We start from the raw sequence: 24,093 nt of genomic DNA, 5'->3' as shown, positions 1-24,093 counted from the left end.
TTGTTAGATTAACAGGTAGGCAAATTGATTAAATAAGTAGCCTACAATGATAATACCTCCAGTGCAGATACCAATGAAAAGAGCCAGTAGCTTTGGTCTTATTGCCTTGCGTAGCATGATCATGGATGGAAGGCTAAGTGTCGTAACCGCCATCATGAAGGAGAGAATTGTACCAAGCTGAGCGCCTTTGGAAAGCAGTGCCTCTGCTACAGGGATCGTACCAAAAATGTCCGCATACATGGGGACACCTACCAGGGTGGCTAGAATAACGCCAAACGGATTATTGCTGCCAAGAACTGCCTCTATCCAGTGTTCAGGAATCCAGTTGTGGATGACTGCGCCGATTCCAACCCCTACAAGAATATAGGGAAATACTTTTTTAAAGGTAGATACCACTTGATCTTTGGCGTATTCGATACGATCGTGGCGGCTCAATTCAGGAGATTCTATATCCACATGGCCGGCGGAAGTGATGAAGTCCTCCAAATACTTTTCCATGTGCAATTTTTCAATCATTGTACCGCCAACCACTGCTATGACCAGCCCTACAATCACATAGACAACGGCCACCTTTGTACCGAAGATACTCATAAGCAGGACAAGACTTCCAAGATCAACCATGGGGGAGGAGATCAGAAAGGAAAAAGTAACACCCAGTGGCAGACCGGCACTGGTAAACCCGATGAACAGCGGGATGGAAGAACAGGAGCAAAACGGAGTGACGGTACCTAAAAGGGCAGAGATAATGTTCGCCCAGACGCCGTGAAAACGCCCTAAAATCTGTTTACTTCGCTCTGGAGGGAAGTAGCTTTGAATGTAGGAAATTACAAAAATTAAGAAGCATAAAAGCATTGTGATTTTTAACACATCATAGATAAAAAATTGTATGCTGCCTCCCGTTCGGCTGGTTATATCCAGGCCCAAGGCTGTAAGTGCGTTGCCAATCAGTGCATTGAGCCATTGCATTCCTAGAATTTCATTTTGAAAAAAGAGCCATATCGTTTTTAAAGCTTGCATAGAAAGTCCTTCCTTTCATAAATTGGGTTCATATCGAAAAAATTTGATACAATGTATTTAAGAAAAGCCATCAAGCCGATGGCTATTTTTCATAGGCAGCATTTTCTGTATCCTGCGTAGTATTTGGCGTAGTGAGTTCCACTAAAAGCTGTGCTGCATACTCGCTGCCACGTTTGCTTAGACGATAGTGCGTCCACTTGCCGTCCTGCCTGCTGTCCACAATACCTGATTCACAGAGGATTTTCATGTGATAAGATAGGGAAGATTGCCCAATATCCATGAGGTCAATAAGTACACAAGCACATTTTTCACCGCTGCGCAGCAGTTCCAGAATCGCGAGTCGTTTTTCGTCACAAAGAGCTTTAAATACTTTTGCATTTTTCTCATGTGTGTTTTTCACGTGTTTCACCTCGTATCAAATATTTTTGATATAACATATTATATGCGTCATATCAAAAAAAGTCAATATGAAGAAGGAGATTTATAAAAATATGAAATGGAATAATTTTTTTAGACGTGCACCGCCTATATAAAAGCATTGGCTAGCTGATTGTTGGAATCCAAGAAGTGCATTTTTGGATAGGAAGATGTCTAACGGGAGGGAAAATGAATGGGGTGCTGGGGAATCACGGCATTTGAGTCGGATGAAGGTCTGGACGCAGTAGAGTTTATCAGGAGGAGACTTCCGAAGGATGGTAAGCTGGAGCTTGAAACGCTGCTGGAAGCCTTGAAGCGGGATTCATGGAATGCCCCTCCGGAGGTAGAGATGGCAGGGTCCCACACCAGTGTGATGGCACTAGCGGAATTGATGCTGAAGTTTGTGGACGGGGATGTAAAGAGCCTGGATGATGAGGAGGACTGGGATAGGGAGAAGCATAAATTTTGTTCTGTCACTTCTTTCACCGCTTCCGGAGAAACAGTCCATTGGATTCGGAACTATATTTTTGATACACTCCATGCTATAAAAAAATATGCTGAGTCCCAGACCGGAGATGGTGCTAGATGGGGCGGTTGGTTCGAGGAAAAGAACTGGGTTGGATGGCAGAAACATATGGCAGAACTGGTCAGCCGTCTTGATCCATTTATTGAATCTTCAGAAGCAAAAATAGAGTTGATTTCATTACAAAGGCCAGAGCATCAGGAAATGGAAAATAGCGAAGAGGTAGAACTGCCGTTACAGAATCAACTTGGACCGTGAGGCATAATGGGGGATGGCGATGGCAGAAAATCAGGAGAAAAATATGGTTTCAAATGACAAACAGGATAAGTTACTGATGGAAACATGCATTAAGCATTTGACCCAATACGCGGCCATGATCAAAATTGACCGGGGAACTCAAGGGGATGAGAGGATCGGACGGCTGAAGAAAATGATCGGGGAGATGGAGGCATATTGGGATTTAAGTGAGCGAAAGGATCGCGAAGAGCAATTTGACAAAACGCTGCGGCGTGCAGTCCAGACGGGAAGAACGAATCGAATATCAGAGAGACAGAAAATTGCCACGGTTAATGGATTGTACCGCTATGCAAGCGAAATGGTTTCCGCACAAGGTCAAGAGGCAGCAGAACAGGTGAAAGAGGTCCAATCAGTCATAAGGGAACTGGCGGATGGATGGGATATGGATCAAAAGTGGGCGGATCGTCTGTGCTCCCTCATTAGGAATATGGCAGGACATAGTGAACAGCCGCCTTCCGAAACCAGGGAAAAGAACCTCTTTTTTAAAGACATTTCAACCATGGCTGTGAAAATGGGATTTGAGGTAAAAGGAGTAAAGAATGGATTGCTGCAGCTGTATTTGGAGGGAAGCCGTGTGGCGGAGGTTAATGAAAGCGGGAGCATGCTGTATGGTCCCAATCCAAATGTATTCAAACTGATGGACGAGATCGAAGCATGGAAGGGCAGAGAAGAAAACCTGCATATGCAGGACGGACTTCAGATGTAACACAGGCAGAGAGGTGCGCTGTCTATGAAATCATTAAACGAATACTTGGCGTATTATGACCCGATGAAGGAAGCCAATGAGCGCTATCTGCCGGAGGATCACGCAACGCTCCGGTACGCTCGGGCAGTTGTTATTGCAGATGGAAATGTGATAGGGGCCTCTCTGTATCCGGATCACGTACGGGAAATGTCTGTTTTAGAAACACCATTTATGCAGCAGATCTGCCGGGATTATCAATATGTAAGGAAGCTGGAAGTCAGGATTGAGTGTTATGAATACAGTGGAGAGGGAGAATGTCGGGGACTGGTCGGCGGCGAGTTCACGCTGTTCTGTATGGGAGCGTTGGATTTGAAGGTGGTGTCAACCCGGAATATCTGCTTGTGGGAAGGATGACGGACGTCCTGCCTGTTCGGTAAGGGAGCCGGGAATTTGGGGATTAACAGTAAGAAAGAGGTGATAGTTCGATGTTTATCTGGGACTTTGTGGCAGACACGGTTCTCGGCCAGATCGTGGACTGGATCTATGGCCAGATGATTGGTTTTTTGGGGAATTTTTTCTCGCTCATGGGGCAGATGGGGGCAGAGCTGTTCGAGCTGGACTGGATCCAGGCGATTGTCCTGTTTTTCTCACAGCTTGCCTGGATGCTCTATGTGGTGGGATTTGTGGTGGCGGTATTTGAATGTGCCATCGAATGCCAGAGCGGCAGGGGAAGCGTCCGTGATACGGCGCTGAATGCGTTAAAAGGCTTTATGGCAGCCGGTCTATTTTCCGTTGTGCCGGTAGAGCTTTACAAGTTCAGTGTGTCCCTCCAGGGGGAAATTACCGGAGGGATAACCGGGATGGGTGGTGATTTTGGTTCCATGGCAGGGAACATCATTGACAGCTTGGCGAATTCGGGAACCCTGCAGGACGCGATGGTAAGTGGAGTGTTTGGTGGAATCAATACGATCACAAATCCGATCCTGATGATTTTTATTCTGTTTATGATGGGGTATTCCACAATCAAAGTGTTTTTTGCCAACCTGAAACGGGGAGGGATTCTGCTGATTCAGATTGCAGTGGGAAGTCTGTATCTGTTCAGTGTACCAAGGGGATATATGGATGGTTTCACGAACTGGTGTAAGCAGGTAATCGGTATCTGCCTGACCGCCTTTTTGCAGGCTACGATGCTGATTGCCGGTCTGATGGTGCTGAGCAAGAACGCCCTTCTGGGTCTGGGAATCATGCTGGCGGCGGGGGAGGTGCCAAGGATTGCCGGACAGTTTGGGCTGGATACCAGTACCAGGGCAAATCTGATGGGCAGTGTGTATGCAGCGCAGAGCGCGGTAAACTTGACCAGAACCATCGTGCAGGCCGCGGCGAAATAATCGGTGGTCAAAGGAGGGATGACATGATTTTTCGGTCAAATTCGGAGATGGCCCGATACTATATTGAGAAGCTGATGGAAGATGGGGAAGAGCATTCATTTCCGGAAATAACAGATTATGTGATGGCGAATTCAGAGGGGAGAGAAATCAAAGGCCCACTGACAATTCCAATTATAAGCAATTCTGTTATGAAAGTGATCTGTCAGGGAAAAGGCTTCTATGAGACAACAAGGCGAGGCTGTTATAGAAAGATCGATGCTCAAGTGAATGGTAGAAGTGCCTCGCTTAGAGCATATACACGTGCAATGACGATTCTGCAAACTGCAAAAGCAGAACTAAAATCCTGTTTTAAAATTAGTTTAATGGATACGGAAATTGACGTTGAAGCTGTGAAAAATATGCAAAAATGCGGAAAGACAATTGGAAGCTGGGTTGAATTGGCTCAGCAGGAGGTAGAAACAAGACTTCTCAAAATACAGAGCATGGAAACGGAGGAAGAAACAGAAGATCCAGACATGACTCTAAATATGTGAAGGAGGCAGTAAAGTGCACTTGTATTTTCACACCAACACAGAGATGGCGCTGTATTACATCAGGGCGTTATTGCAGGATGGGGATGAGCATCCTATGTCAGAAATCTATGATTATGTGATGGAAAACTGTAAAGGTCATGTTGTGATGGGGGAGCCGATGCGCGCAACCGTTATATCCTCAGCGCTCTGGCGGTTAGCAAATACGGACGGAAGCGGTTGCTGCCGTCTGCGAAGAGGCGTGTATCAGATGGGAGACCCAAAGAAAACTATGAGGGAGACGCCGTCCCTTTATGAACGGGCCATTCGCATTGTAAGCAGGGCGGAGCGGGAGCTGGCAGGCAGTTTCTATGTGAACCTGGACCAGGGTATGGACTTGAAAACATCCATCGAGGCCCAGAAAGCAGGCCGTGAGGTACTTGACAAGCTGGGGCAGATTAAGGCGGAACTGGCGGCTATGCAGCAGGAATTTACAAATGAAAAGGAGTGTGGACAGGACCAGACGTCCAGTATGTCCATGGAACTGTAGGAGGTGGAGGATGTATATTTACCCGGAACATTTGAAGGCAAGGGCTGTCATGTGGCTGTGGCAGCTTCGGGATCTGACTGTGATTGGGGTAGGAGTTTTGTTTTCTGTGCTTGCGGCGGTCCAGACTGGTGTGATTATCCCGGCGCTTATTACGGCTGCCTATGCCTTTTTGACCATCCGTTTTGAGGATACCAGTATCCTGGATTTTATCAGCTATGCCTGCGCCTATTTTTTCAGGCAGCAATTTTTTGAATGGAGGATGACCAGATGAGCAGAAAAGGGAAACGGGAGGGAAAGACAACAGCCAAACAAAGGCTCTCCACCAGGCAGCTGATGAACACCAGGAGGATTACGGAGTACAGCCTGGAGACCTATGACGGCGATGAGCTGGTGTACTTTATGATCCGGCCTACCAACCTGTCGGTTCTTTCAGAATCCAGTGTAGGAGCGAGGGTGTATGCTCTGATGAATGTGCTGAAGGGTGTGGCGGAGATTGAGATGCTATGCTTAAACAGCCGGGAAAATTTTGAGGAGAACAAGGGATTTCTGCGCAGGCGGGCGGAAGAAGAACGCAATCCGGTCATCCGCCAGCTGCTGGAGCGGGATCAGAATTTCTTAGACCGGATTCAGGTACAGATGGCAACGGCCCGTGAATTTTTAATCCTGATCCGGCTTAGGAACCAGAAGGGAAAGGATGTGTTTTCGTATCTGGACCGCATTGAAAAATCCCTAAAGGAGCAGGGATTTGATTCCAGGCGGGCGGATGAGGAAGACATCAAACGGATTCTGGCGGTGTATTATGAGCAGAACGTGACCAGTGAGAAGTTCGAAGATTTTGATGGGGCGCGGTGGATCATTCCGGATGATTAAACGCAGAAGGCAATCCTGCGGGTATTATAAATTGGGGGTTCCAGTCCGGCCAGCCTGTGGTATATTGTAAAAGGAGCGCAATCATTACTGAACGGAAGGAGGGAGCGATTGAATTATCCGGAATTATTGAAGAAAAGGGATTTATACCAGACTGGCAGGCTGTCCATTCCAAAGCTGACGCTGCAGTCTTTCGAGCAAGCGTTCGAGATAGAATATACCCATAACTCTACCGCTATCGAAGGCAATACCTTGACCCTGATAGAAACCAAGGTTCTGCTGGAGGATGGGATTTCCATTGGCGGTAAGATGCTGCGGGAGCTTTATGAGGCGGTCAACCATCAGAAGGCATTCCGTCATATGAAAGACTGTGCTGCAATGGGGAAGCCCCTGGATGAATGTATGATAAAAGGAATACACAGACAGCTGATGGAACATGTTACGGGCGGTGGAGTTTATCGAAACGTGGATGTGTATCTGAAGGGTGCTGGGCATATTCCGCCATCTCCGAATGAGATGGGGCAGCAGCTGCGGGATTTTTATGAAGGTTTGAGTTGGATGGACAAAGAAGAAAATCCGATTGAGCTGGCGGCATGGACCCACGCAGCGTTTGTAAAAATCCTTCCGTTTTCAGACGGCAACGGAAGGATCGCACGGTTAATTATGAATTATCAGCTTTTGGCAAGCACATTTCCAGCCGTGTCTATCGCAAAAGAGAACCGGCTGGATTATTTTAATGCCCTGGAAGCCTATGCGGTAGAGGGCAATCTGACCCCGTTTGCAGAAATGGTTGCAGACCTGGTCGACCACCAGCTGGACCGTTACCTGGGCATGATAATACCTTCGCAGAACATGCAGCAAAATTTAAGGATGTAATAACAGAAGAGCGAAAACGGCATGACGCCGGATACAGAGATGTGTCCGGCGCTTTTTTTGCGCCAAAATCAAGGAGGGAGAACGTTGAAACATGCAAAAACCGCCCCGGAGGCGGAAAAGGAGGATGTGCGCATCCAGGAATTTCTGGATATGATTGCGCCCTCCGTCATGAAGTTTGAAACTGACTACTTCATCTGCGGAAACACATACCGATGTGTGTGGGCACTGAGGGAGTACCCGACTTCCACAGAGGAGCAGGCAATCTTAAAACGGCTGGGGGAAAAGGATGGGGTCACCTTAAAGATTTATACCCGCCATGTCAGTGCGGCGGAGGAGCGGAAAATCATCAGCAATGCCGCCAGTAAGAACCGGCTGAATCAGTCCAGTACCAATGACTTACAGCAGACAGTCCAGGCGGAGAGCAATCTCCAGGATGTGGCGATGATTGTGGCAAGGACTCACCGCAACCGGGAGCCGCTCTTGCATACGGCTGTTTACATGGAACTGACCGCCAATGAATACGACCATCTGAAGCTGTTACAGACAGAGGTGCTGACCGAGCTGATCCGTTCAAAACTGAACGTGGACCGGCTCCTCCTGCGCCAGCAGCAGGGTTTTCAGTGTGTGATGCCAAGCGGGAGAAATATGTTCCGGGATCAGTTTGAGCGAGTTCTGCCGGCCAGCAGTGTGGCGAACCTTTATCCCTTTAATTACAGCGGGAAGACGGATCCCCGTGGTTTCTATGTGGGACGGGATAAGTTCGGGAGCAATATCTTGGTGGATTTTAACCAGAGGGCAGACGATAAGACCAACGGTTCCATCCTCATCCTGGGCAACAGCGGACAGGGAAAATCCTATCTGTTAAAGTTGATCCTGTGCAATCTGCGGGAGGCCGGGCTGAATGTCATATGCCTGGATCCGGAAATGGAATATGAGGATCTGACCAATAATCTTGGGGGCTGCTTCATTGATCTGATGGGCGGCCGTTTTTTGAACAATCCCCTGGAGCCAAAGGTGTGGGACGAAGGGGAAGGTATGGAAGATCCGGATGCGCCGGAAACCTTTCGGATCCGAAGTCGGCTGAGCCAGCATATCAGCTTTTTAAAAGACTTTTTCCGTTCGTATAAGGACTTCACGGACCGGGAGATTGACGTGATTGAGATTATGGTCCAACGCCTCTATGCCAGGTGCGGTCTTACGGATGAGACGGATTTTCAGATGCTGGGATCCAAAGATTATCCTACCCTTTCTGAACTGTACGGGCTGATTGAGGCGGAATATAAAGAGTTTGACAGTGGGGAGCGGCAGCTGTATACCGCGGAGCTGTTGCAGAACATCCTTTTGGGGCTCCACTCCATGTGCAGGGGACCGGAGGCAAAGTTTTTCAACGGTCATACCAATATTACGGATTCCAGCTTCGTCACTTTTGGAGTGAAAGGGGTTCTGCAGGCCAGCCGGAACCTACGTGATGCATTGCTGTTTAATACGCTTTCCTTTATGAGCAACCGGCTTCTGACCGTGGGCAATACAGTGGCGGGACTGGATGAATTTTACCTATTCCTCTCCAATCTGACGGCAGTGGAGTATGTCCGAAATTTCATGAAACGTGTGAGAAAGAAAAACTCCTCTGTGATTCTTGCCAGTCAGAATCTGGAGGATTTTAATATTGAGGGGATTCGGGAATATACCAAGCCGCTGTTTTCTATTCCCACCCACCAGTTTCTGTTCAATGCAGGGGCTGTGGATGAGAAGTTTTATACGGACACCTTGCAGCTGGAAGCGAGTGAATTCAGACTGATCCGCTATCCACAGCGCGGTGTGTGTCTCTATAAATGTGGGAACGAGCGTTACAACCTGATGGTGACGGCGCCGGATTATAAGGCGAAGCTGTTTGGAAAGGCAGGCGGACGATGAACCGGGAGGTGGTTCCATGGACATGAAACAGCAGCGGTTTGGGATTGAGATTGAGTTGACAGGGATCGCCAGGAAGCGTGGGGCAGAGATCGCGGCAGTTTATTTCGGGACCCAGTCCTACTATGTAGGAACTTATTATGACATCTATGCTGTGCTGGATCCCCAGGGCAGGGAATGGAAGTTCATGAGCGATTCCAGCATTAAACCGGAGAGAAAAGAAGGAAAGAACCGTGTGGGAGCCAGTGACAGCTTCCAGACTGAAATGGTGAGCCCCATCTGCCGGTATGAGGATATCGAGACCATACAGGAATTGGTGCGGAAGCTGCGGGAGGCAGGAGCCCTGGCAAATTCCAGCTGCGGGATCCATGTGCATATCGATGCTTCGCCGTTTGACGCAAGGACCCTCCGCAACATCACCAACATCATGGCGGCAAAGGAGGATTTAATCTATAAGGCTTTGCAGGTATCGGTGGCCAGACAGAACCGCTGGTGTAAGCCAGTGGAGGAGCGGTTTCTGGAGGAACTCAACCAGAAGAAACCGGGGACTCTGGAGGAAGTGAGGCAGATCTGGTACAACGGAGCCAGCCGGCAGCGGGAGCATTATAATAACAGCCGTTATCATTGCCTGAACCTGCATAGTGTATTTCAGAAAGGAACCATTGAGTTCAGGCTGTTTAATGGGACAACTCATGCAGGTAAAATCAAGGCATACATCCAACTTTGTCTGGCCATTGGGGCCCAGGCTCTCAACCAGACCAGTGCCAGCCGGAGGAAAACGCAGACAACCAATGAGAAATATACGTTCCGGACCTGGCTGTTGCGGTTGGGATTAAACGGGGATGAGTTTAAGACGGCGCGGCTTCACCTGCTGAAACATTTGGATGGCTGTATTGCCTGGAAGGATCCGGCCCAGGCCGAGGCGCAGAAGGAGCGGCTTCGTATGAAACGGGAGAAGGAGCTGCAGATGCAGGAAGGGCGAGTCCCCGCAGTAGAATCAGAAACCAGAGAACAGGAAGAAACCATGTATGTGGAAGCCGAGGCACAGTCCCCGGCCTTTTCTATGATGACAGGAATGTAAAGGAGAAACAGGGATGGCAAGAAGGACAGGAAAAAAAGCAGCACAAGACCGGCTGTATATTGCGTATGGCAGCAATTTAAATCTTCCGCAGATGGAGCAGCGCTGCCCGTATGCAAAAGTGGTAGGGGCCAGTGAGATTAAAAATTATGAATTGTTATTCCGCGGTGTTGCCACCGTGGAACCAAAGGAAGGGGCGACTGTTCCGGTTCTGTTATGGAAGATTGAACCCCTTGATGAGGCGGCATTGGACCGGTATGAGGGCTGGCCTCATCTGTACCGGAAGGAGATGATAGATGTGGAACTGGAAGGAAAAACTGTTTCTGCCATGGTTTACGTGATGAATGACGTGCGCTCACTTGGGATGCCTTCGGAAGTTTATTACAGGATAATTGAGGAGGGATACCATAGCATTGGATTTGATACGGCTGTGCTGGAACATGCCCTGGCGCGGACGGAGGAGATGATGGAGCAGGAGAACTCCCAGTATCACCAGCAGGGCTTTGATGATATGGACGGTTTTCATTTATAAGTTAAACAAAAAGCTGCTCATACAGCGGCAGCTTTTTGCATTAATGATTCTGTTTTTCAGCAAGTGTAATCGTTTTAAGATAGGCACCCAGAAGTTCCTTGAGTTTAGGAATATACTTCCCATCCAGACCGGAAAGCATGTCTGTGATGTCGCTGATATCTGTGGCCTGTTCTGTTCCAAACAGGATATAGTCAGCGGAGAGCCCCAGCACACGGGAGAGTCTTCCAAGCAAGGCAACGGAAAATCCCCGGTCACCGCGCTCAATATCTGAGAGAAAAGAATTGGATATTTCAGAAAGTTCAGCCAGCCGTTCCCGGCTATAGCCAAGAGCTTCCCGCTGGCGGCGGATACGCAGGCCAATTTCCTTTGCGTTGTGTTCAGTCATGTGTTCACCCCGTTTCATACACGATATCAACAGTTTAACCTACTTTATAGTGTATATACAGCGTTCCAATCGGTTGAATAAAAACCGATATTATGTATAATAGAGAACAGATATAGCGACACATGGTGTAAAGGACAGGCCATATCCCTGCTATCTTAAGGCAAAGAACCAGAGGTGCGGACAGAGAGGAGAGAAGAGATATGGCAGCTCCAGCAGCAATTCTTGCCGTCAAAGCGGCAATCGCTGTAGCAACCGATAAGCGAGGCAGAACGGTGATTGCCTCGGTGGTGGCGGCAGTTCTGCTGCCGTTTATTTTAGTAATTGTAATGTTGTTAAGTATCATGGATGGGGCCAGCTCCCATAATGTGTCTGCGGTCGATCAGGTGTTCCGGGAAGGAGCAATCTCCAGCCAGGTGCCGGAGGAGTACCGGAAATACATCGTGGACATGCAGACCAGCTTCGCCTCCCTGGAGGATTTGATTGCAGACATTGACCATGTAGAGGATGGGGAACTGGATATTGAATGGGTGAAGTCTGTATTTTATGCCATGTATTTTGGCAGCGCGCAGCCGTCACTTCTGGCTCAAAAAGAGTTTGTGGACTGCTTTGTGGAATATGAAGAACGGGAGGATGAGGAGGGGGATTCCTATATTGCGGCGATTCCGATTCCAGATCCCGGAACGATCTATGCCAACATCAAACAGCGGCTGGGACTGGAAATAGGGTCAGAGCAGGTGGCAAATGCACAGAGAATTTATACGGTAGCTGTCTATGGCCCGGCTGTTCCGGGAGGGATGGCAGCCGGCTCCGCCATGGGGGACGGAAGCTATCAGGCCCTGCTTACGGAGGCAACAAAATACATTGGTTTTCCCTACCAATGGGGCGGTTCCAATCCACAGACATCCTTTGATTGCAGCGGCTATATCTGTTGGATTTACACCCAGTCCGGGACCTATCAGCTGCCGCGGACATCTGCACAGGGAATTTTTGACCAGTGCGCTGTGATTGCAAGGGAGGAAGCGAAGCCGGGGGACCTGGTATTCTTTACAAAAACCTATGCTTCATCCACTCCGGTCAGCCATGTCGGGCTGTACGTTGGTGGAAACCAGATGCTGCATTGTGGGGATCCCATCGGTTATGCGAACATTGATTCTAACTATTGGCGCAGCCATTTTTATGCATTTGCTCGACTTCCAGCCGCTTAGGTTTGATTGGTTTCAACGAAAATCTTTGGTGGTTTTAGGTATCGACTTGTGGCCGGCCATAGGATATGTTGGCTGGTGTAAGGAGGTGAGCGACAATGAGAGAGCTTGCAGAGCAGGCAGAAGAGTTAATGGTGAAGCGTGTTCAGGAACTCCGGGATGAGTTTGGGATGAGCCGGTCCAAGACCTATGACCTGGAGATGAAAGAGTATGTGGCCAGGATGGACCGGATCCTGCACACACTGTCAGAGGAGGACCGGGAATGGCTGGACAATCAGCTGATTGATAAGTTCTGTGTATCCGAGACGGAATGTCGGGAGTTATACATGAACGGCTTTCGGGATGCCATGCGCCTGATCATGGCGGTAGGACTTTAGAAAACGGAATATGAACCGGAACAGGTACGTTATGGGTAACGGCATGGCGGCCTGTTCTGATTGCGAACATGGATAGAGGAGGGATTGGTTGATACAAGCAGTATTTGAACGCAAGCCGGATTTTCGGCTGCGGGATGTAGTGATTGAAACTGTGATACGTCTGCCAAAGGAGGAGTATGAGCAGTTCTTAAGTAGTCCCTGTGATAGCTATGAGTTTATTGAGAAGAACTCAAAGTCGATGCTTATGGATGAAAAGAACGGTGTGTTTTACTGTATGCTGGTGACTGGCGAAGGGTATCGGGACGGTGTGCTTGTGGAGGCAGATGGCTATCCCTATGCGAGATATGCCTCCTATGTGCCGGATGCGACAGCACTTTGTTATGATTACCTTTCAAAGGTAAATGGGATTCTGGCCAAAGCGGTGGAAGAGATTGTAGAGGAAGGAACGAACATGACTACCACTGGCAACTGGATGACAGACCGCTCCAAGGTAGAAACATTATTGGGAGGAGGGCAGTCGGAGAATCCTCGTTTGTGGAAGCTGATGCAGGATATGCTGCGCGAACGGCAGGAGGTATCTCTCGTTGATTGTGTGGAAGAGGGATTCGATATTTATTATTATCTGGATTTCAGCCCCAACTATATTCCGGAAGAAGGAGAGGCGGCGGTTCAGGAAGCAGGAGCAGATGTAAAGTCCCCACTATTAAAAGATATCCTGTGTGCCCGTTGGGAGAACATCCATCTGGTGCATACAGAGGTTGATAACATGCCGCATACTATTACAGAACTGGATTCCGGGACGTTGACAGAGGCGGGAAAGAAAGTCTGGGCCGATGTTCTGAATGCAAAAGTAGAGCGGGTGTATCAGGGACTTTATGGATTGCAGATGGAATTGTCCGGGGTAAAGCCCGGCCGTCTGGAGGCATTTTCCGGCATGCTTGGAGGCTATTGCAGCGAACAGGAATACGAAACATGGGTGAATGAACCGGAGAGAGAGCCGGTCAGTCCACAGCTAAATAATTCATGAAAGGGGAGAGCTGGATGAAAAATACCACATTGACACTGACATTTAATACGGAGCGCCTGGATGCTTTGGCCTATCACATGGGCAAAAAGGAAGCGGATCTGAAGGAGGAGCTGAGCGATTACTTACAGAAGATGTATGAGAAATATGTGCCGCAGGCCACCCGGGAGTATCTGGATGACAAGATTGCCAGGGAAGGGGAGGCAAAGCCGGCCAGGCCGAGACGGCAGGCAGATGAGAGCCATATGAGAAACCAGACGGGTCAGGAAATGGGATAGGCGGACAGTGCATGAGGTATCAGGATAAGCACGGAAATGAGATTACCGAGGGAATGTATCTCCGGTTTGAGGATGGTAGTGTAGAGCAGGTCTATACCTGGCAGACAGGAGATGAGAACGATCTTGGGATTAATGCCAGCAATGAAGCCTATCTGCAAGCTCACGGTTTGGGGGAGTTTCCCCAGGAATTATATCCGCTTTCCGAGTTTGACCTGTCGGAAGTGGAGATTTGCGAGCCGGAGATGGAACTGCGACAGCCTGGCATGATGGGATAGAGCGCCTATTCCGGGAACGTGAGCCTGTATTTGGCCGTTTGTGCCGCTTTGACAGGCGGAGCGGGACTGGGATACCCCTGGCAGGAATGACGGACTTCCCCGGCCTTTGTGACCGAACGTTATACGGGCAGGCAGATGCAGGTCAGGTTGGGTCGAAAGTGGTGCAGGTTAAAGGGGTTATGCTGCTTTCGCAGCACACCCCCGGAAAACACCGGCCGGCAAAGCCGTCCGGGGATTCTGGTTTGAATACTTTATTGGCAGGGAGAGAAGAAAGTGGTGCTGGTAGAGCCAAAAGATGCAAAGAAAACGCCGATTGCGGGCTTTTTTATGAATACCGAAGGAGGGAAGGCATTGGCGGGCAGGGCAAAGAAACAGCGTATAGGCGTTTATATGGAGAAAGAGCTGGTAGAGCGGGCAGATGAGATGGTGAGCTATGTAGGAGCTCGTTCCCGTAATGAGTTTGTGGCAGAAGCGGTTAAATTTTATATTGGATTTTTGAATTCTAAAAAGGCAGAAAACTATCTGCTCCAGTCCTTATCCTCCGTGCTCACCAGTACCGTACATGACAGTGAAAACCGTCTGGCGCGTATGGATTTTAAGCTTGCAGTGGAGATTTCCAAACTGGCTCATGTGATTGCCTATTCCCATGAGGTAGATGAGGATGCCCTGAAAAAGCTACATCTGAAATGCGTGGATGAGGTGAAGAGAGTCAATGGGGCGGTTGAGTTTGAAGATGCATACAAATATCAAAAACGTGAAGTATAGAGTACAAGAGTAGCCAAAACGATTTATGAATCTTGCGTATGGACAACCGCCCTTATTTTATTTATGGTGTGTCAAAAAGGAGTATAACATGGGAAAAGAACAAATTATGGAAGATGTAGTTCGTGACCTGACGGAACTGGCCCTGCAGGAGCACAGGGAGACGACCGGTGAGGCAGAACAGAAAATGTTAAAACGAGACGCGGATCCAGTACAAGTTATTTGAGTACGAGTGAAGATGGAATGACCGTGTGGGAAAGTGATGACAGCAGTAGAGGATATTACTCTGGGAAAGCTCATATGAGAAATGAAAAAGGATTGGAGCTGGAAAAAGTCTCGAAGTTTCTCTGCACGGAGTATCTGAATGAATGTTAAATCAGCACCATGATGATATGTACCTGCATTTAGTGTTGTAAACTTTAAGACCTGGAAGATCTGGTTGCTGGAAGAGAATGTGAAAGCATTTATCTCTAATGATTTTTATGTGGATTGTGATTATTATGAAACGGAATATGAGACCACTATAAAACATGGATTTCAGTTACTGATTTTTTATTGTCCACCCAGAGAGGAAGGATGATGGAGGGAGAACTCCATGCCTAAAATTATTTTTACCAGCCGCTATCTGCGGGATGCCCCGCCGGAGCAGCTTGGAAACTATGTCAAGTACATCGGAACCAGAGAGGGTGTGGAAAAGATTGATGAGAGCAAGGGGCACTTGCCCGCAACCGCGGCGCAGAAGAAGCTGATTGCACAGCTGCTTCGTGATCTGCCGAAGGCAAGGGCGATGCTGGAATATGAAGATTACCGGCTTCATCCAACCAGACGAAACGCCTCTGAATTTATTTCCACGGCCCTGGAATGGAATCTGGATCTGTTGTCGAAACGGGAAAACTATGTGGACTATCTGGCCAACCGTCCCCATGTGGAGCGGATCGGAGAGCATGGACTGTTCACAGATGCAGGGAAGCCGGTGGTGATTGCCAGAGTGCAGGAGGAGGTGAAAGCACATAAGGGGCCGGTGTGGACGCATGTGGTCAGTTTAAAAAGAGAGGACGCGGCGCGGTTGGGCTATGATTCCGGAAAGCAATGGATGGAGCTGCTGCGGTCGAAGCGGGCGATGTTCTGTAAGCAGATGAAAATAGACAGCGAGAACCTGAGATGGTACGCTGCATTCCACAATGAGAGCTACCACCCGCACGTCCATGTGATGGTGTATTCTGCAAAAGATCATGACGGATTCCTGACCGAGCCTGCGATTGAAGCGATGCGCTCCGAGCTGGCTCACGATATTTTCCGCCAGGACTTTGCTAATCTCTATGGAGTGCAGAATGCAGCCCGCGAAGGACTCAAGAAAGAAGCAGAACAGACCGTGAAGCGGCTGATTCAGGAAATCCAGTCAGGAACCTGTCAGAATCAGAAAATAGAAAAACAGATACATCGGCTGTCCAAGCGGTTGCAGAGAACAAATGGAAAAAAGGTGTACGGGTATCTGAAAGCAGACTTGAAACAGATGGTGGACCGAATCGTGGATGAGCTGGAACAGGAACCCCATATCAAGGAACTGTATCAGTCATGGGGAACCGCCCGGGAGAAAATCTGGCAGACCTATTCTGATCAGCCAATACCGCTGGCACCACTCTCCCAGCAAAAAGAACTGAAACGGATTAAAAATATGGTGATTACCGAGGCAATGAAGATTGGGAGTCACCATTTTTTGTTGGAAGAATCATCTGCAGAAGAGACTGATATATGGATCGATAGAGCGGTAACCGAGATGGGTAGCATAGCGGGAGATGAACGAAGAGGAGAATCAGAAAGAAGAGATGCGGCAGATGAACCGGAGGACAATGAACTTCCAGGTGACAATGATATCGATTTCCATGCAGAGTGGAGTGATACCTATAAAGTAGCCTGTCAATGTCTCTATGGAAGCGATGAGAAGGAGCCGGATTTTAAGGAAGCCTTCCGTCTGTTTTTGGAAGAGGCAGAAGAGGGAAATGCACTTGCCATGTTTGAGCTGGGACGTATGTATGCAGATGGCCTGGGAAGGGAAGCAGATCCCGCGAAAGCGCATGAATGGTATGGGAAAGCGCTGACTGCATTTGTTGCAGCGGAGCAATGTGCAGAAGAAAGACAGCGTCCCTATCTACAGTACCGGATTGGAAAAATGTATGCGGCTGGATTGGGATATGAGCTGCCTGTAGTGCCGGATGAAGAAGGCGGGGACGGGAAAGCAGTAAGGGATTATGAAAAAGCGGTTGCGTGGTTTTCCCGTGCAGTGTCGGCCGATCACAAATACGCCCAGTATTCACTTGGAGGTCTCTATTACCGGGGGCAGGGAGTCACACAGAACTACAGTCAAGCATTTAACTTATATCAGAGGTCCGCAGAGCAGGGAAATCCCTATGCCAGTTATGAAATGGCAAAGATGTACCGGGACGGAATTGGAGTTGCCGTTAACGCGGAAAATGCGGAAAGTTGCTTTGAACATGCATTTTCCGGTTTCTGCAGACTGGAAGCGCAGAGCCATGATGACAAGCTGCAGTACCGCCTGGGGCAGATGCTGCATACAGGAACCGGTACGGTAAAGGATGATAGAGTAGCGGAAGCATACTGGGAACGGGCCGCACAGCTTGGAAATATGAATGCCCAGTATGCATTGGGAAAGCTCTGGCTGGAAAATGGAACCGGAGATCAGAAACAGGCGGTTGCCTGGCTTGAGAAAGCGGCAGAAGCAGAACATGCGTCAGCACAGTATGCTCTCGCAAACATTTATCTGGCAGGCGAAGCCGTTGCCAAAGATGTTACCAAAGCCACGGAGCTGTTTACGAGAGCGGCAAAACAAGGCCATGACTACGCAGCCTACCAGTTGGGCAAACAATTTCTTCAGGGGGAAGAGACAGAAAAAGATGTGGAAGCTGCAATAAAGTGGTTGAAGCAATCCGCCGCTGCAAATAACCAGTACGCCCAGTATTCTCTGGGAAAATTATATCTGGACGGAGAAAAAGTGGAAAAGGATATTAGGACAGCAATCACCTACTTGAAAAAATCCGCTGCCCAGAACAATGCGTTTGCCGAATACCGTTTGGGACGGTTTTACCTGCTGGGGGAGGACGTGGAAGCGGATGTAAAAGAGGCCGTCCAGTGGCTGGAGCAGTCTGCTTCACAGGGAAATCAGTATGCTCAATATGCCCTCGGAAAACTGTACCTGTGCGGACATGAAGTGCCGCGGAATAAGGAGAAAGCCCTTCCGTACTTAGAAGTATCGGCAGCCCAAGGAAATATCTATGCGCAGTTTCTGTTAGATCATTTGGATTCGTTCTATGAGCCGTCTGTTTTTCTTGCGACAACAAGGCTCATGCACCGCCTGGCACAGATGTTTGAAGAAGAAAAATGGAAAGCAGGAGGCAATTCCATGCAGTTGGAAGGAAAACTCCGTAGTAGAATCCGGGAGAAAAAGAAAGCAATGGGGCATAAAGCGGATGATGAAATTCTGCGTCAGAATCTATCATGAGGGGGTATTGGATATGTCATATGTTTATTTCACAGAAGAGCAAAAGGAGCGGGCGAATTCCATCGACCTGGTGGACTTTTTACAGCGCCAGGGAGAAAAAATGCTTCCATCCGGGAGGGACAAACGTTTAAGCAGCGACCACAGCATCACGGTCAGAGGGAACATTTGGTATGACCATGCGATAGAAAAAGGAGGGCTGGCCATTGATTTTGTAAAATACTTCTATGGGAAAACGTATCCGGATGCAGTGTCGATGCTGCTTGACGGGGAACAGGGGATTCCATACATTCAGAGTCAAAAACAGGAGAAGGAACCATCTGCACCATTTTCGCTTCCGCCAAAGAATCGTGATATGCGCCGGACCTTTGCCTACTTGTTAAAGGTGCGGTATCTGGACAAACAGATCGTAACAGATTTTGCAAAGGCAGACCTGCTGTATGAAAGCCTGGAGGATTCTCAGGACGGAACGAGGCAGTACCATAATGCAATCTTTGTCGGGAGAGATAAGGAGGGAGTGGCTAGGCACGCGCACAAAAAAGGAATCTATACCTACGGTTCGAGCTTCCGGGGAAACTTAACGAGCAGTGATCCGAAATATAGCTTCCAGTGGGTAGGAACCAGCGATACGCTCTATGTGTTTGAAGCCCCTATTGACTTACTCTCCTATGTTTCCCTACGCAAAGAAGGCTGGAAGCAGCATAGCTATGTTGCACTGTGCAGCGTAGGCTCTAAGCCGATCATTCAATTATTGCAGGATTTTCCGAACATGAACAAAATACGGCTGTGTCTGGATCATGATATCCCAGGAATGAAAGCGGCAGAACGGATCAAGAAACAGCTTCTGGAAATGGGATATGGAGATACGGAAACGGATCTGTCCCAGTATAAGGACTGGAATGAAGATTTAAAAGCCCTTCATGGGCAGCTTGCGATTCTAGCTGAAGAACTTCCGGGGAATCAGCAGGAAACGAAACAGGAATTATTGAAAATGGAATGAGTCAGTTCCTAACTTTCATCTATCGTACCCGGTTCCAGAAAGGAGGTATCATGGAAACAAATCAGATGGTGCTGCTCATTTGTGCCGGCGCAGGGATGTTTATCCTGATGGGGGTAATCCCGTTGCTTGCGAACCACTATTCTCTGAATGGGATTAAGTCAAAGACGGTAGGGGACGGTCAATATGGCACGGCCAGATTTGCCAGCGAGGCAGAAATCAAACGGACCTTTGCACAGGTTCCCTATGAGCCGGCGTTGTGGCGGCAGGGAAAACATCTGCCCAAGGTACAGGGAATCGTAGTCGGAGGGCTGTTTTCCAAAACCGGAGTGACGGCTTTGGTTGACTCCGGTGACATCCATCTCCTGATGATCGGCGCGGCTGGTGTTGGTAAGACTGCCAACTTTTTATATCCCTGCATTGAGTATGCCTGTGCCAGCGGGATGAGCTGGCTGTGTACGGACACCAAGGGAGATCTGTTCTGCAACTACGCGGGAATAGCTCAGAAGTATTATGGGTATCAGACTTCCATCCTGGATCTGCGCAATCCGACCTGTTCTGATAGCGATAACATCCTCGGCATGGTGAATAAATACATGGATCTATACTTAGAGAATCCGGAGAATCTGGCTGTGAAAGCCAAAGCAGAGAAATATGCAAAGATCACAGCCAAGACCATCATTAGTTCCGGAGGCGGAGATGCCTCCAGTTATGGACAGAACGCATTTTTCTATGACGCAGCGGAGGGGCTTCTCACAAGTGCGATTTTACTGATCTCCGAATACTGTCCTAAGGAACAGCGTCATATCGTAAGTGTGTTCAAATTAATCCAGGATCTGTTGGCTCCGTCACCAGTAAAAGGGAAGAATCAGTTCCAGCTGCTCATGCAGAAGCTGCCGGCCGACCACAAGGCGAAATGGTTTGCCGGCGCGGCACTTAATACAGCGGAACAGGCCATGGCTTCGGTCCTCTCCACCGCCATGTCCAGGCTGAATGCATTTCTGGATTCCGAGATGGAGCAGATCCTGTGTTTTGACAGTACGATGGATACGGAGATGTTCTGTAAATCCAAGTCAGCTATCTTTATTGTGCTTCCAGAGGAGGACAGCACAAAGTATTTTATGGTAAGCTTGTTTTTGCAGCAAATCTACCGGGAAATGCTGTCCATCGCAGATGAGCATGGAGGGAAACTTCCGAATCGTGTGGTGATTTTTGGAGATGAGATCGGTACTATCCCCAAAATTGAGTCTTTGGAAATGCTTTTTTCAGCCGGGCGGTCCAGGCGGGTCAGTATGGTACCCATCATACAAAGCTTTGCCCAACTGCAGAAAAACTATGGCAAAGAGGGGAGTGAAATTATCGTGGATAACTGTCAGGGCGTTTTATTTGGTGGTTTTGCACCCAACTCGGAAAGTGCGGAGATTCTGTCAAAGGCATTGGGCAACAAAACCGTGTTGTCTGGCTCCATCAGCCGGGGAAAACATGATCCCAGCCAGAGCCTGCAGATGATTGGACGTCCGCTCATGACTCCGGATGAATTGAAGTCGCTGCCAAAGGGACACTTTATCCTGGCGAAGACCGGTTGTCATCCAATGCGGGTAGAACTGCGCTTATTTTTTAAATGGGGGATTGAATTTGAGGAAGAATATGAGGTAGAACAGCATGTGGCGCGGCCGGTGTCCTATGCGGACCGGCTGGAACTGGAGCAGGAGATTATCCGAAGACAATTTGATGGGGATGGGGAGGCAGACTTTGATGAACCGTCAGGAATAGAGGGGACTTCAGGCGGAGGTCTGGCGCACGTGCCGATGCCAAATCGATCGACTGTCCCAGGAACCAGACAACCACTTCGAACAGACTAAGGGGGGAGGTATGTGGGGTATTACGATTCGGTCTACTCAGAGGAATTACCACACCGCGCGATTTCGTTGTATATGTATCTAAAAGAGCGGACGGATAAAAAGGGCCAGTGTTTTCCTGCTATGAGTACCATCGCAGAGGAGCTGAATCTTTCGCGGAGGACCATCCAACGGGCGGTTGCAGATTTAGAAAAAGCCGGATTTATTAAAACAGAACAGCGCTTTCGGAGAAAGGGAGGGAAGAGTAGCTTACTATACACCATTTTGAAATGATGGGATTACGCCAAGGGGGTACTCTGCCTTTTCCGGTGCCCTATGGTATGCGTCACCGTGGCGCATGAAGGGAACATCCCAATACGGGATAGATTATTAAAACAGAAAAAGAATAAGGCCATTTCAAACCGTAGTTGATTTAGCTGTGTCTGGGAAGTAACCATTAAAATATTTAGAATAGCGTGAACCTCTCTCAGGCAAAGCGGCTCCACTTTATCTGCCTGTTGCTGTGTTACAGCCGTTTTTTATGCGTCTATGCATAGGACCATAAATACAACTCTGTGGAAGCCTGTCAGGCAATCTGGCGGTGCTTCTGCAAGCCTGGAGGCCGCCTGAAGTCATTGATCAGGATGCCGTGTTTGCTTTCGGTGAGACCTACGATGAAGTCATCAGAACCAGAGTCTTTGAAGATTTCTACAGGGAACAGGACATCCGGCCTTGGGTGTGTAATAAGGCAGATCCAGAAAGCAAGGGCCCGATTGAGAACTCCATTGGGTTCATGAAGAAAAAATTCGTCAGTGCGCGGAAAGTCACCTGTATCGATGATGTATGGCGCTCCCTTCCCATATGGCTGGACGGAAAAAGCGGCACTGCTGCCCCTTTTTCCATCAGTATACGAAACATCCCTGAATCATTCCATACGGTGAGCGCAATGACGGATAATGAGAAAACGACCGCCCTCATCCCATCTGTTGGCACAGATGGAGGGCAGCCGCCTCACAATTCAACTAAACAGAGGATACCACATGAAACCTGCGAAAGCAATCCTTCGGAGGAAAATATTGAGGAAATGCGTGAGAGAATCCGGCGCATGAACGATCCGCGTTATCTTCATACCGTTTCCATGACAGAGCTGTATCAGACCGCCTACAAGAGGCTGTCCTGAAAACGTAATTCAGCGATAACCTATAAACAAGCATTCTTAATAAGCTCGCCTTTTGGCGGGCTTTTCACTTTCCTATGATAATAGCAGGGAGAAGTTATTTTGGCTGAATCATTACATCTACCCCTAACTTTTCTAACGAACGAAGATTTCTCTTGATTAATTTCTCTTGATTCTTTACACTATAATAATCTGCACCTAATTTCGTAATAAGGAACTTTTTCTTTTAGCATATGATAGATGGCTATTAGCATGGTGTGCGCTATGGCTATCAGCGCTCGTTTCCCTCCTCTGCGTGCAGCAATTCGTTGGTATCGTGAATAGAAATAGCTTTGTTTTTTTCTTATTGCAGCACGGGCACATTCTACCAAACATGCTTTCAAATATTTATTTCCTTTTCGTATTCGACTACTCATCTTTTTACCAGCGCTTTCTTTACATTCCGGTACCAGACCCGCCCACGAACTAAACCGCGATTCATTTTGAAAATGTTCCATTTCCACCCCTGCTTCTGCAAGAATGCGTTCTGCACTTTGTCTACCGATTCCTGGTATCCCATCCAAAGCCTCAACAGCCCAACTTATAGTGTCTGTTTTTTTTTAATATCTTCATCTAAATCTGAGATTAAAGAAGTAAGACTTTCCATATGCACAAGCTGATGTTCTAACATTTTTTGTTGATGTTCTAAAACTCGTCCCTGCAGAGCTCTTCGCATTTCCTGAAGTTTATTTCTGGCACGCCCTTCTGCTAATTCACTTAAAACAATCGGATCTGTTTCTCCGGATATGATCGCTTTTAAAATAGCCATTCCGCTTTTTCCACTGATATCGGTAATCACACTGCCTAATTTAATGTTACAACCTTCTAACACAGCTTGGATTCGGTTCAATTCACGAGCACGTTCTTCAATCATCTCCTGGCGGTAGCGGGTCATTTCGCGCAATTCCCGCTGTTCCCGATTTGGGATATAACTTGCTTTTACTAACCCATGACGTACCAGATCAGCAATCCATTCTGCATCCTTCACATCTGTCTTGCGTCCGGGAACCCCTTTGATATGCTGTGCATTTACAATCATAATCGGGATATGTTCCTCTTCAAATATGTTATAAACAGGTTTCCAGTACGAACCGGTACTTTCCATGGCAGCCATCTCACAATCAGTTTCCTTCAGCCATGAAACTAATTGAAGAATATCTTCCGTCATTGTTGAAAACTGGCGGACTTCTTTTTTTCTGACACTCGTAAAAACACAGGCTACCATCATATTTTTATGAATGTCAATCCCACAACACCGCTTATACAATACTTCCATAAAGCAAACCTCCTTCGCATAAGCCGATGCAGCTCCTTGCTTAACTGTTGGCTGTCCTGCGTCCTCATCAAAATACGATGGAAACAAAAAGTGGTACACCTAAGGAGCTGAAAATCAGTCTGTCGCACGGGCTTTGAAGCACCAATCCCCTTCCGACCTTATTCGGCACCTTAAGTATACCACTATATAGAGTATAGCCAATATCCAGTTTTCATTTATTGTGGTGAGATTCTCTCATGATTGTCTGTCGGGAAATAGATGGTTCCGAACAGGGGCAGGTGTGACTCATGCGAGTCACG

The 24,093-nt window shown here is 48.2% G+C and carries 29 protein-coding genes; 24 read left to right on the top strand and 5 right to left on the bottom strand.

The window, feature by feature from the left end:
* Positions 1–3: 3 nt before the first annotated feature.
* Together CLFS41_RS28770 and CLFS41_RS28765 are read right to left on the bottom strand one after the other, a co-directional pair.
* Complete coding sequence (locus CLFS41_RS28770; RefSeq protein ID WP_045094351.1) at positions 4–1,017, bottom strand: permease; 1,014 nt, start codon at positions 1,015–1,017, stop codon at positions 4–6.
* An 82-nt stretch (positions 1,018–1,099) separates the two neighbouring features.
* Positions 1,100–1,417 (bottom strand): metalloregulator ArsR/SmtB family transcription factor, encoded by a 318-nt coding sequence (locus CLFS41_RS28765; RefSeq protein ID WP_045094350.1) that lies wholly within the window; start codon positions 1,415–1,417, stop codon positions 1,100–1,102.
* A 210-nt stretch (positions 1,418–1,627) separates the two neighbouring features.
* Between CLFS41_RS28765 and CLFS41_RS28760 the strand changes: the two genes are divergently transcribed.
* The 12 genes from CLFS41_RS28760 (at position 1,628) to CLFS41_RS28700 (ending at position 10,650) form a co-directional block, all read left to right on the top strand.
* The gene (locus CLFS41_RS28760; RefSeq protein ID WP_045094349.1) at positions 1,628–2,215 is read left to right on the top strand and encodes a DUF4259 domain-containing protein; all 588 of its coding nucleotides are present in this window, start codon (positions 1,628–1,630) and stop codon (positions 2,213–2,215) included.
* A 19-nt stretch (positions 2,216–2,234) separates the two neighbouring features.
* Positions 2,235–2,960, top strand: a complete 726-nt coding sequence (locus CLFS41_RS30935) for a hypothetical protein (RefSeq protein WP_242856940.1) — start codon at positions 2,235–2,237, stop codon at positions 2,958–2,960.
* Positions 2,961–2,984: 24 nt separating this feature from the next.
* Positions 2,985–3,353, top strand: coding sequence for a hypothetical protein (locus CLFS41_RS28745; RefSeq protein ID WP_045094348.1), 369 nt, complete (start codon positions 2,985–2,987; stop codon positions 3,351–3,353).
* Positions 3,354–3,424: 71 nt separating this feature from the next.
* Positions 3,425–4,327 carry a conjugal transfer protein TrbL family protein gene (locus CLFS41_RS28740; protein WP_045094347.1) on the top strand — a complete coding sequence of 301 codons (903 nt, stop codon included), beginning with the start codon at positions 3,425–3,427 and terminating at the stop codon, positions 4,325–4,327.
* Between the two features lie 23 nt (positions 4,328–4,350).
* Positions 4,351–4,860, top strand: coding sequence for a hypothetical protein (locus tag CLFS41_RS28735; protein WP_045094346.1), 510 nt, complete (start codon positions 4,351–4,353; stop codon positions 4,858–4,860).
* 13 nt (positions 4,861–4,873) lie between these two features.
* Positions 4,874–5,386, top strand: a complete 513-nt coding sequence (locus CLFS41_RS28730; protein ID WP_045094345.1) for a hypothetical protein — start codon at positions 4,874–4,876, stop codon at positions 5,384–5,386.
* A 10-nt stretch (positions 5,387–5,396) separates the two neighbouring features.
* Positions 5,397–5,657, top strand: coding sequence for a hypothetical protein (locus tag CLFS41_RS28725; protein ID WP_002565937.1), 261 nt, complete (start codon positions 5,397–5,399; stop codon positions 5,655–5,657).
* Positions 5,654–6,256 carry a hypothetical protein gene (locus CLFS41_RS28720; RefSeq protein ID WP_045094344.1) on the top strand — a complete coding sequence of 201 codons (603 nt, stop codon included), beginning with the start codon at positions 5,654–5,656 and terminating at the stop codon, positions 6,254–6,256. Before CLFS41_RS28725 ends, CLFS41_RS28720 begins: the two co-directional genes overlap by 4 nt.
* Before the next feature lie 108 nt (positions 6,257–6,364).
* Positions 6,365–7,129: a Fic family protein gene (locus tag CLFS41_RS28715; RefSeq protein ID WP_045094343.1), complete on the top strand. Its 765-nt coding sequence runs from the start codon at positions 6,365–6,367 to the stop codon at positions 7,127–7,129.
* A gap of 150 nt (positions 7,130–7,279) precedes the next feature.
* Entirely contained in the window at positions 7,280–9,043 is a 1,764-nt protein-coding gene (locus tag CLFS41_RS28710) for a DUF87 domain-containing protein (RefSeq protein ID WP_341474556.1), read from the top strand.
* 16 nt (positions 9,044–9,059) lie between these two features.
* The gene (locus tag CLFS41_RS28705) at positions 9,060–10,121 is read left to right on the top strand and encodes an amidoligase family protein (protein ID WP_045094341.1); all 1,062 of its coding nucleotides are present in this window, start codon (positions 9,060–9,062) and stop codon (positions 10,119–10,121) included.
* 13 nt (positions 10,122–10,134) lie between these two features.
* Positions 10,135–10,650 carry a gamma-glutamylcyclotransferase family protein gene (locus tag CLFS41_RS28700; protein WP_002565942.1) on the top strand — a complete coding sequence of 172 codons (516 nt, stop codon included), beginning with the start codon at positions 10,135–10,137 and terminating at the stop codon, positions 10,648–10,650.
* Positions 10,651–10,690: 40 nt separating this feature from the next.
* Here the strand turns inward: CLFS41_RS28700 and CLFS41_RS28695 are convergent, their stop codons facing one another.
* Entirely contained in the window at positions 10,691–11,035 is a 345-nt protein-coding gene (locus CLFS41_RS28695) for a helix-turn-helix transcriptional regulator (protein WP_330361563.1), read from the bottom strand.
* Between the two features lie 200 nt (positions 11,036–11,235).
* On the opposite strand from CLFS41_RS28695, the gene CLFS41_RS28690 reads away from it, so the two are divergent.
* The 12 genes from CLFS41_RS28690 to CLFS41_RS30555 all read left to right on the top strand — a co-directional run bounded on the left by CLFS41_RS28690 (position 11,236) and on the right by CLFS41_RS30555 (position 22,482).
* Positions 11,236–12,240: an NlpC/P60 family protein gene (locus tag CLFS41_RS28690; RefSeq protein ID WP_045094340.1), complete on the top strand. Its 1,005-nt coding sequence runs from the start codon at positions 11,236–11,238 to the stop codon at positions 12,238–12,240.
* Positions 12,241–12,335: 95 nt separating this feature from the next.
* Positions 12,336–12,614 carry a DUF6809 family protein gene (locus tag CLFS41_RS28685; protein ID WP_045094339.1) on the top strand — a complete coding sequence of 93 codons (279 nt, stop codon included), beginning with the start codon at positions 12,336–12,338 and terminating at the stop codon, positions 12,612–12,614.
* An 88-nt stretch (positions 12,615–12,702) separates the two neighbouring features.
* On the top strand, positions 12,703–13,641 hold the full coding sequence (locus tag CLFS41_RS28680) for a DUF6329 domain-containing protein (RefSeq protein WP_242856939.1): 939 nt from the start codon (positions 12,703–12,705) through the stop codon (positions 13,639–13,641).
* A gap of 14 nt (positions 13,642–13,655) precedes the next feature.
* Positions 13,656–13,916 (top strand): DUF6103 family protein, encoded by a 261-nt coding sequence (locus tag CLFS41_RS28675; protein ID WP_045094363.1) that lies wholly within the window; start codon positions 13,656–13,658, stop codon positions 13,914–13,916.
* 11 nt (positions 13,917–13,927) lie between these two features.
* Positions 13,928–14,191: a hypothetical protein gene (locus tag CLFS41_RS28670; protein WP_045094338.1), complete on the top strand. Its 264-nt coding sequence runs from the start codon at positions 13,928–13,930 to the stop codon at positions 14,189–14,191.
* A gap of 273 nt (positions 14,192–14,464) precedes the next feature.
* On the top strand, positions 14,465–14,956 hold the full coding sequence (locus CLFS41_RS28665; protein ID WP_002571400.1) for a ribbon-helix-helix domain-containing protein: 492 nt from the start codon (positions 14,465–14,467) through the stop codon (positions 14,954–14,956).
* A gap of 88 nt (positions 14,957–15,044) precedes the next feature.
* Complete coding sequence (locus CLFS41_RS31095) at positions 15,045–15,179, top strand: hypothetical protein (protein ID WP_002571399.1); 135 nt, start codon at positions 15,045–15,047, stop codon at positions 15,177–15,179.
* 369 nt (positions 15,180–15,548) lie between these two features.
* Positions 15,549–18,470 carry a MobP3 family relaxase gene (gene mobP3, locus CLFS41_RS28655; RefSeq protein ID WP_045094337.1) on the top strand — a complete coding sequence of 974 codons (2,922 nt, stop codon included), beginning with the start codon at positions 15,549–15,551 and terminating at the stop codon, positions 18,468–18,470.
* A gap of 13 nt (positions 18,471–18,483) precedes the next feature.
* Complete coding sequence (locus tag CLFS41_RS28650; RefSeq protein WP_045094336.1) at positions 18,484–19,467, top strand: DUF3991 and toprim domain-containing protein; 984 nt, start codon at positions 18,484–18,486, stop codon at positions 19,465–19,467.
* 50 nt (positions 19,468–19,517) lie between these two features.
* A complete protein-coding gene (locus CLFS41_RS28645; RefSeq protein WP_082082723.1) occupies positions 19,518–21,326 on the top strand; it encodes a type IV secretory system conjugative DNA transfer family protein in 1,809 nt (602 codons plus the stop codon).
* A gap of 12 nt (positions 21,327–21,338) precedes the next feature.
* A complete protein-coding gene (locus tag CLFS41_RS28640) occupies positions 21,339–21,596 on the top strand; it encodes a helix-turn-helix domain-containing protein (protein WP_045094335.1) in 258 nt (85 codons plus the stop codon).
* 355 nt (positions 21,597–21,951) lie between these two features.
* Entirely contained in the window at positions 21,952–22,482 is a 531-nt protein-coding gene (locus CLFS41_RS30555) for a hypothetical protein (RefSeq protein WP_197092216.1), read from the top strand.
* Between the two features lie 179 nt (positions 22,483–22,661).
* Here CLFS41_RS30555 and CLFS41_RS30930 read toward each other — a convergent pair whose 3' ends face one another.
* Positions 22,662–23,042: a transposase gene (locus CLFS41_RS30930; protein WP_242856938.1), complete on the bottom strand. Its 381-nt coding sequence runs from the start codon at positions 23,040–23,042 to the stop codon at positions 22,662–22,664.
* Between the two features lie 17 nt (positions 23,043–23,059).
* Complete coding sequence (locus tag CLFS41_RS30925; RefSeq protein WP_242856937.1) at positions 23,060–23,794, bottom strand: IS110 family transposase; 735 nt, start codon at positions 23,792–23,794, stop codon at positions 23,060–23,062.
* Positions 23,795–24,093 lie beyond the last annotated feature (299 nt).

This window comes from Clostridium sp. FS41 (genome assembly GCF_000954015.1).
Taxonomy (GTDB): Bacteria; Bacillota; Clostridia; order Lachnospirales; family Lachnospiraceae; genus Enterocloster; species Enterocloster citroniae.
Note: the sequence above shows the minus strand (reverse complement) of the source record. Positions and strands in the feature narration are given on the sequence as shown.

What these genes read in the sequence shown, in the direction of transcription:
- CLFS41_RS28770 (WP_045094351.1), bottom strand. Translation starts at nt 1,017, where the DNA reads ATGCAAGCTTTAAAAACGATATGGCTCTTTTTTCAAAATGAAATTCTA.
- CLFS41_RS28760 (WP_045094349.1), top strand. Translation starts at nt 1,628, where the DNA reads ATGGGGTGCTGGGGAATCACGGCATTTGAGTCGGATGAAGGTCTGGAC.
- CLFS41_RS30935 (WP_242856940.1), top strand. Translation starts at nt 2,235, where the DNA reads ATGGCAGAAAATCAGGAGAAAAATATGGTTTCAAATGACAAACAGGAT.
- CLFS41_RS28745 (WP_045094348.1), top strand. Translation starts at nt 2,985, where the DNA reads ATGAAATCATTAAACGAATACTTGGCGTATTATGACCCGATGAAGGAA.
- CLFS41_RS28740 (WP_045094347.1), top strand. Translation starts at nt 3,425, where the DNA reads ATGTTTATCTGGGACTTTGTGGCAGACACGGTTCTCGGCCAGATCGTG.
- CLFS41_RS28735 (WP_045094346.1), top strand. Translation starts at nt 4,351, where the DNA reads ATGATTTTTCGGTCAAATTCGGAGATGGCCCGATACTATATTGAGAAG.
- CLFS41_RS28725 (WP_002565937.1), top strand. Translation starts at nt 5,397, where the DNA reads ATGTATATTTACCCGGAACATTTGAAGGCAAGGGCTGTCATGTGGCTG.
- CLFS41_RS28720 (WP_045094344.1), top strand. Translation starts at nt 5,654, where the DNA reads ATGAGCAGAAAAGGGAAACGGGAGGGAAAGACAACAGCCAAACAAAGG.
- CLFS41_RS28710 (WP_341474556.1), top strand. Translation starts at nt 7,280, where the DNA reads ATGATTGCGCCCTCCGTCATGAAGTTTGAAACTGACTACTTCATCTGC.
- CLFS41_RS28705 (WP_045094341.1), top strand. Translation starts at nt 9,060, where the DNA reads ATGGACATGAAACAGCAGCGGTTTGGGATTGAGATTGAGTTGACAGGG.
- CLFS41_RS28700 (WP_002565942.1), top strand. Translation starts at nt 10,135, where the DNA reads ATGGCAAGAAGGACAGGAAAAAAAGCAGCACAAGACCGGCTGTATATT.
- CLFS41_RS28695 (WP_330361563.1), bottom strand. Translation starts at nt 11,035, where the DNA reads ATGACTGAACACAACGCAAAGGAAATTGGCCTGCGTATCCGCCGCCAG.
- CLFS41_RS28690 (WP_045094340.1), top strand. Translation starts at nt 11,236, where the DNA reads ATGGCAGCTCCAGCAGCAATTCTTGCCGTCAAAGCGGCAATCGCTGTA.
- CLFS41_RS28685 (WP_045094339.1), top strand. Translation starts at nt 12,336, where the DNA reads ATGAGAGAGCTTGCAGAGCAGGCAGAAGAGTTAATGGTGAAGCGTGTT.
- CLFS41_RS28675 (WP_045094363.1), top strand. Translation starts at nt 13,656, where the DNA reads ATGAAAAATACCACATTGACACTGACATTTAATACGGAGCGCCTGGAT.
- CLFS41_RS28670 (WP_045094338.1), top strand. Translation starts at nt 13,928, where the DNA reads ATGAGGTATCAGGATAAGCACGGAAATGAGATTACCGAGGGAATGTAT.
- CLFS41_RS31095 (WP_002571399.1), top strand. Translation starts at nt 15,045, where the DNA reads ATGGGAAAAGAACAAATTATGGAAGATGTAGTTCGTGACCTGACGGAA.
- mobP3 (WP_045094337.1), top strand. Translation starts at nt 15,549, where the DNA reads ATGCCTAAAATTATTTTTACCAGCCGCTATCTGCGGGATGCCCCGCCG.
- CLFS41_RS28650 (WP_045094336.1), top strand. Translation starts at nt 18,484, where the DNA reads ATGTCATATGTTTATTTCACAGAAGAGCAAAAGGAGCGGGCGAATTCC.
- CLFS41_RS28645 (WP_082082723.1), top strand. Translation starts at nt 19,518, where the DNA reads ATGGAAACAAATCAGATGGTGCTGCTCATTTGTGCCGGCGCAGGGATG.
- CLFS41_RS30925 (WP_242856937.1), bottom strand. Translation starts at nt 23,794, where the DNA reads ATGGAAGTATTGTATAAGCGGTGTTGTGGGATTGACATTCATAAAAAT.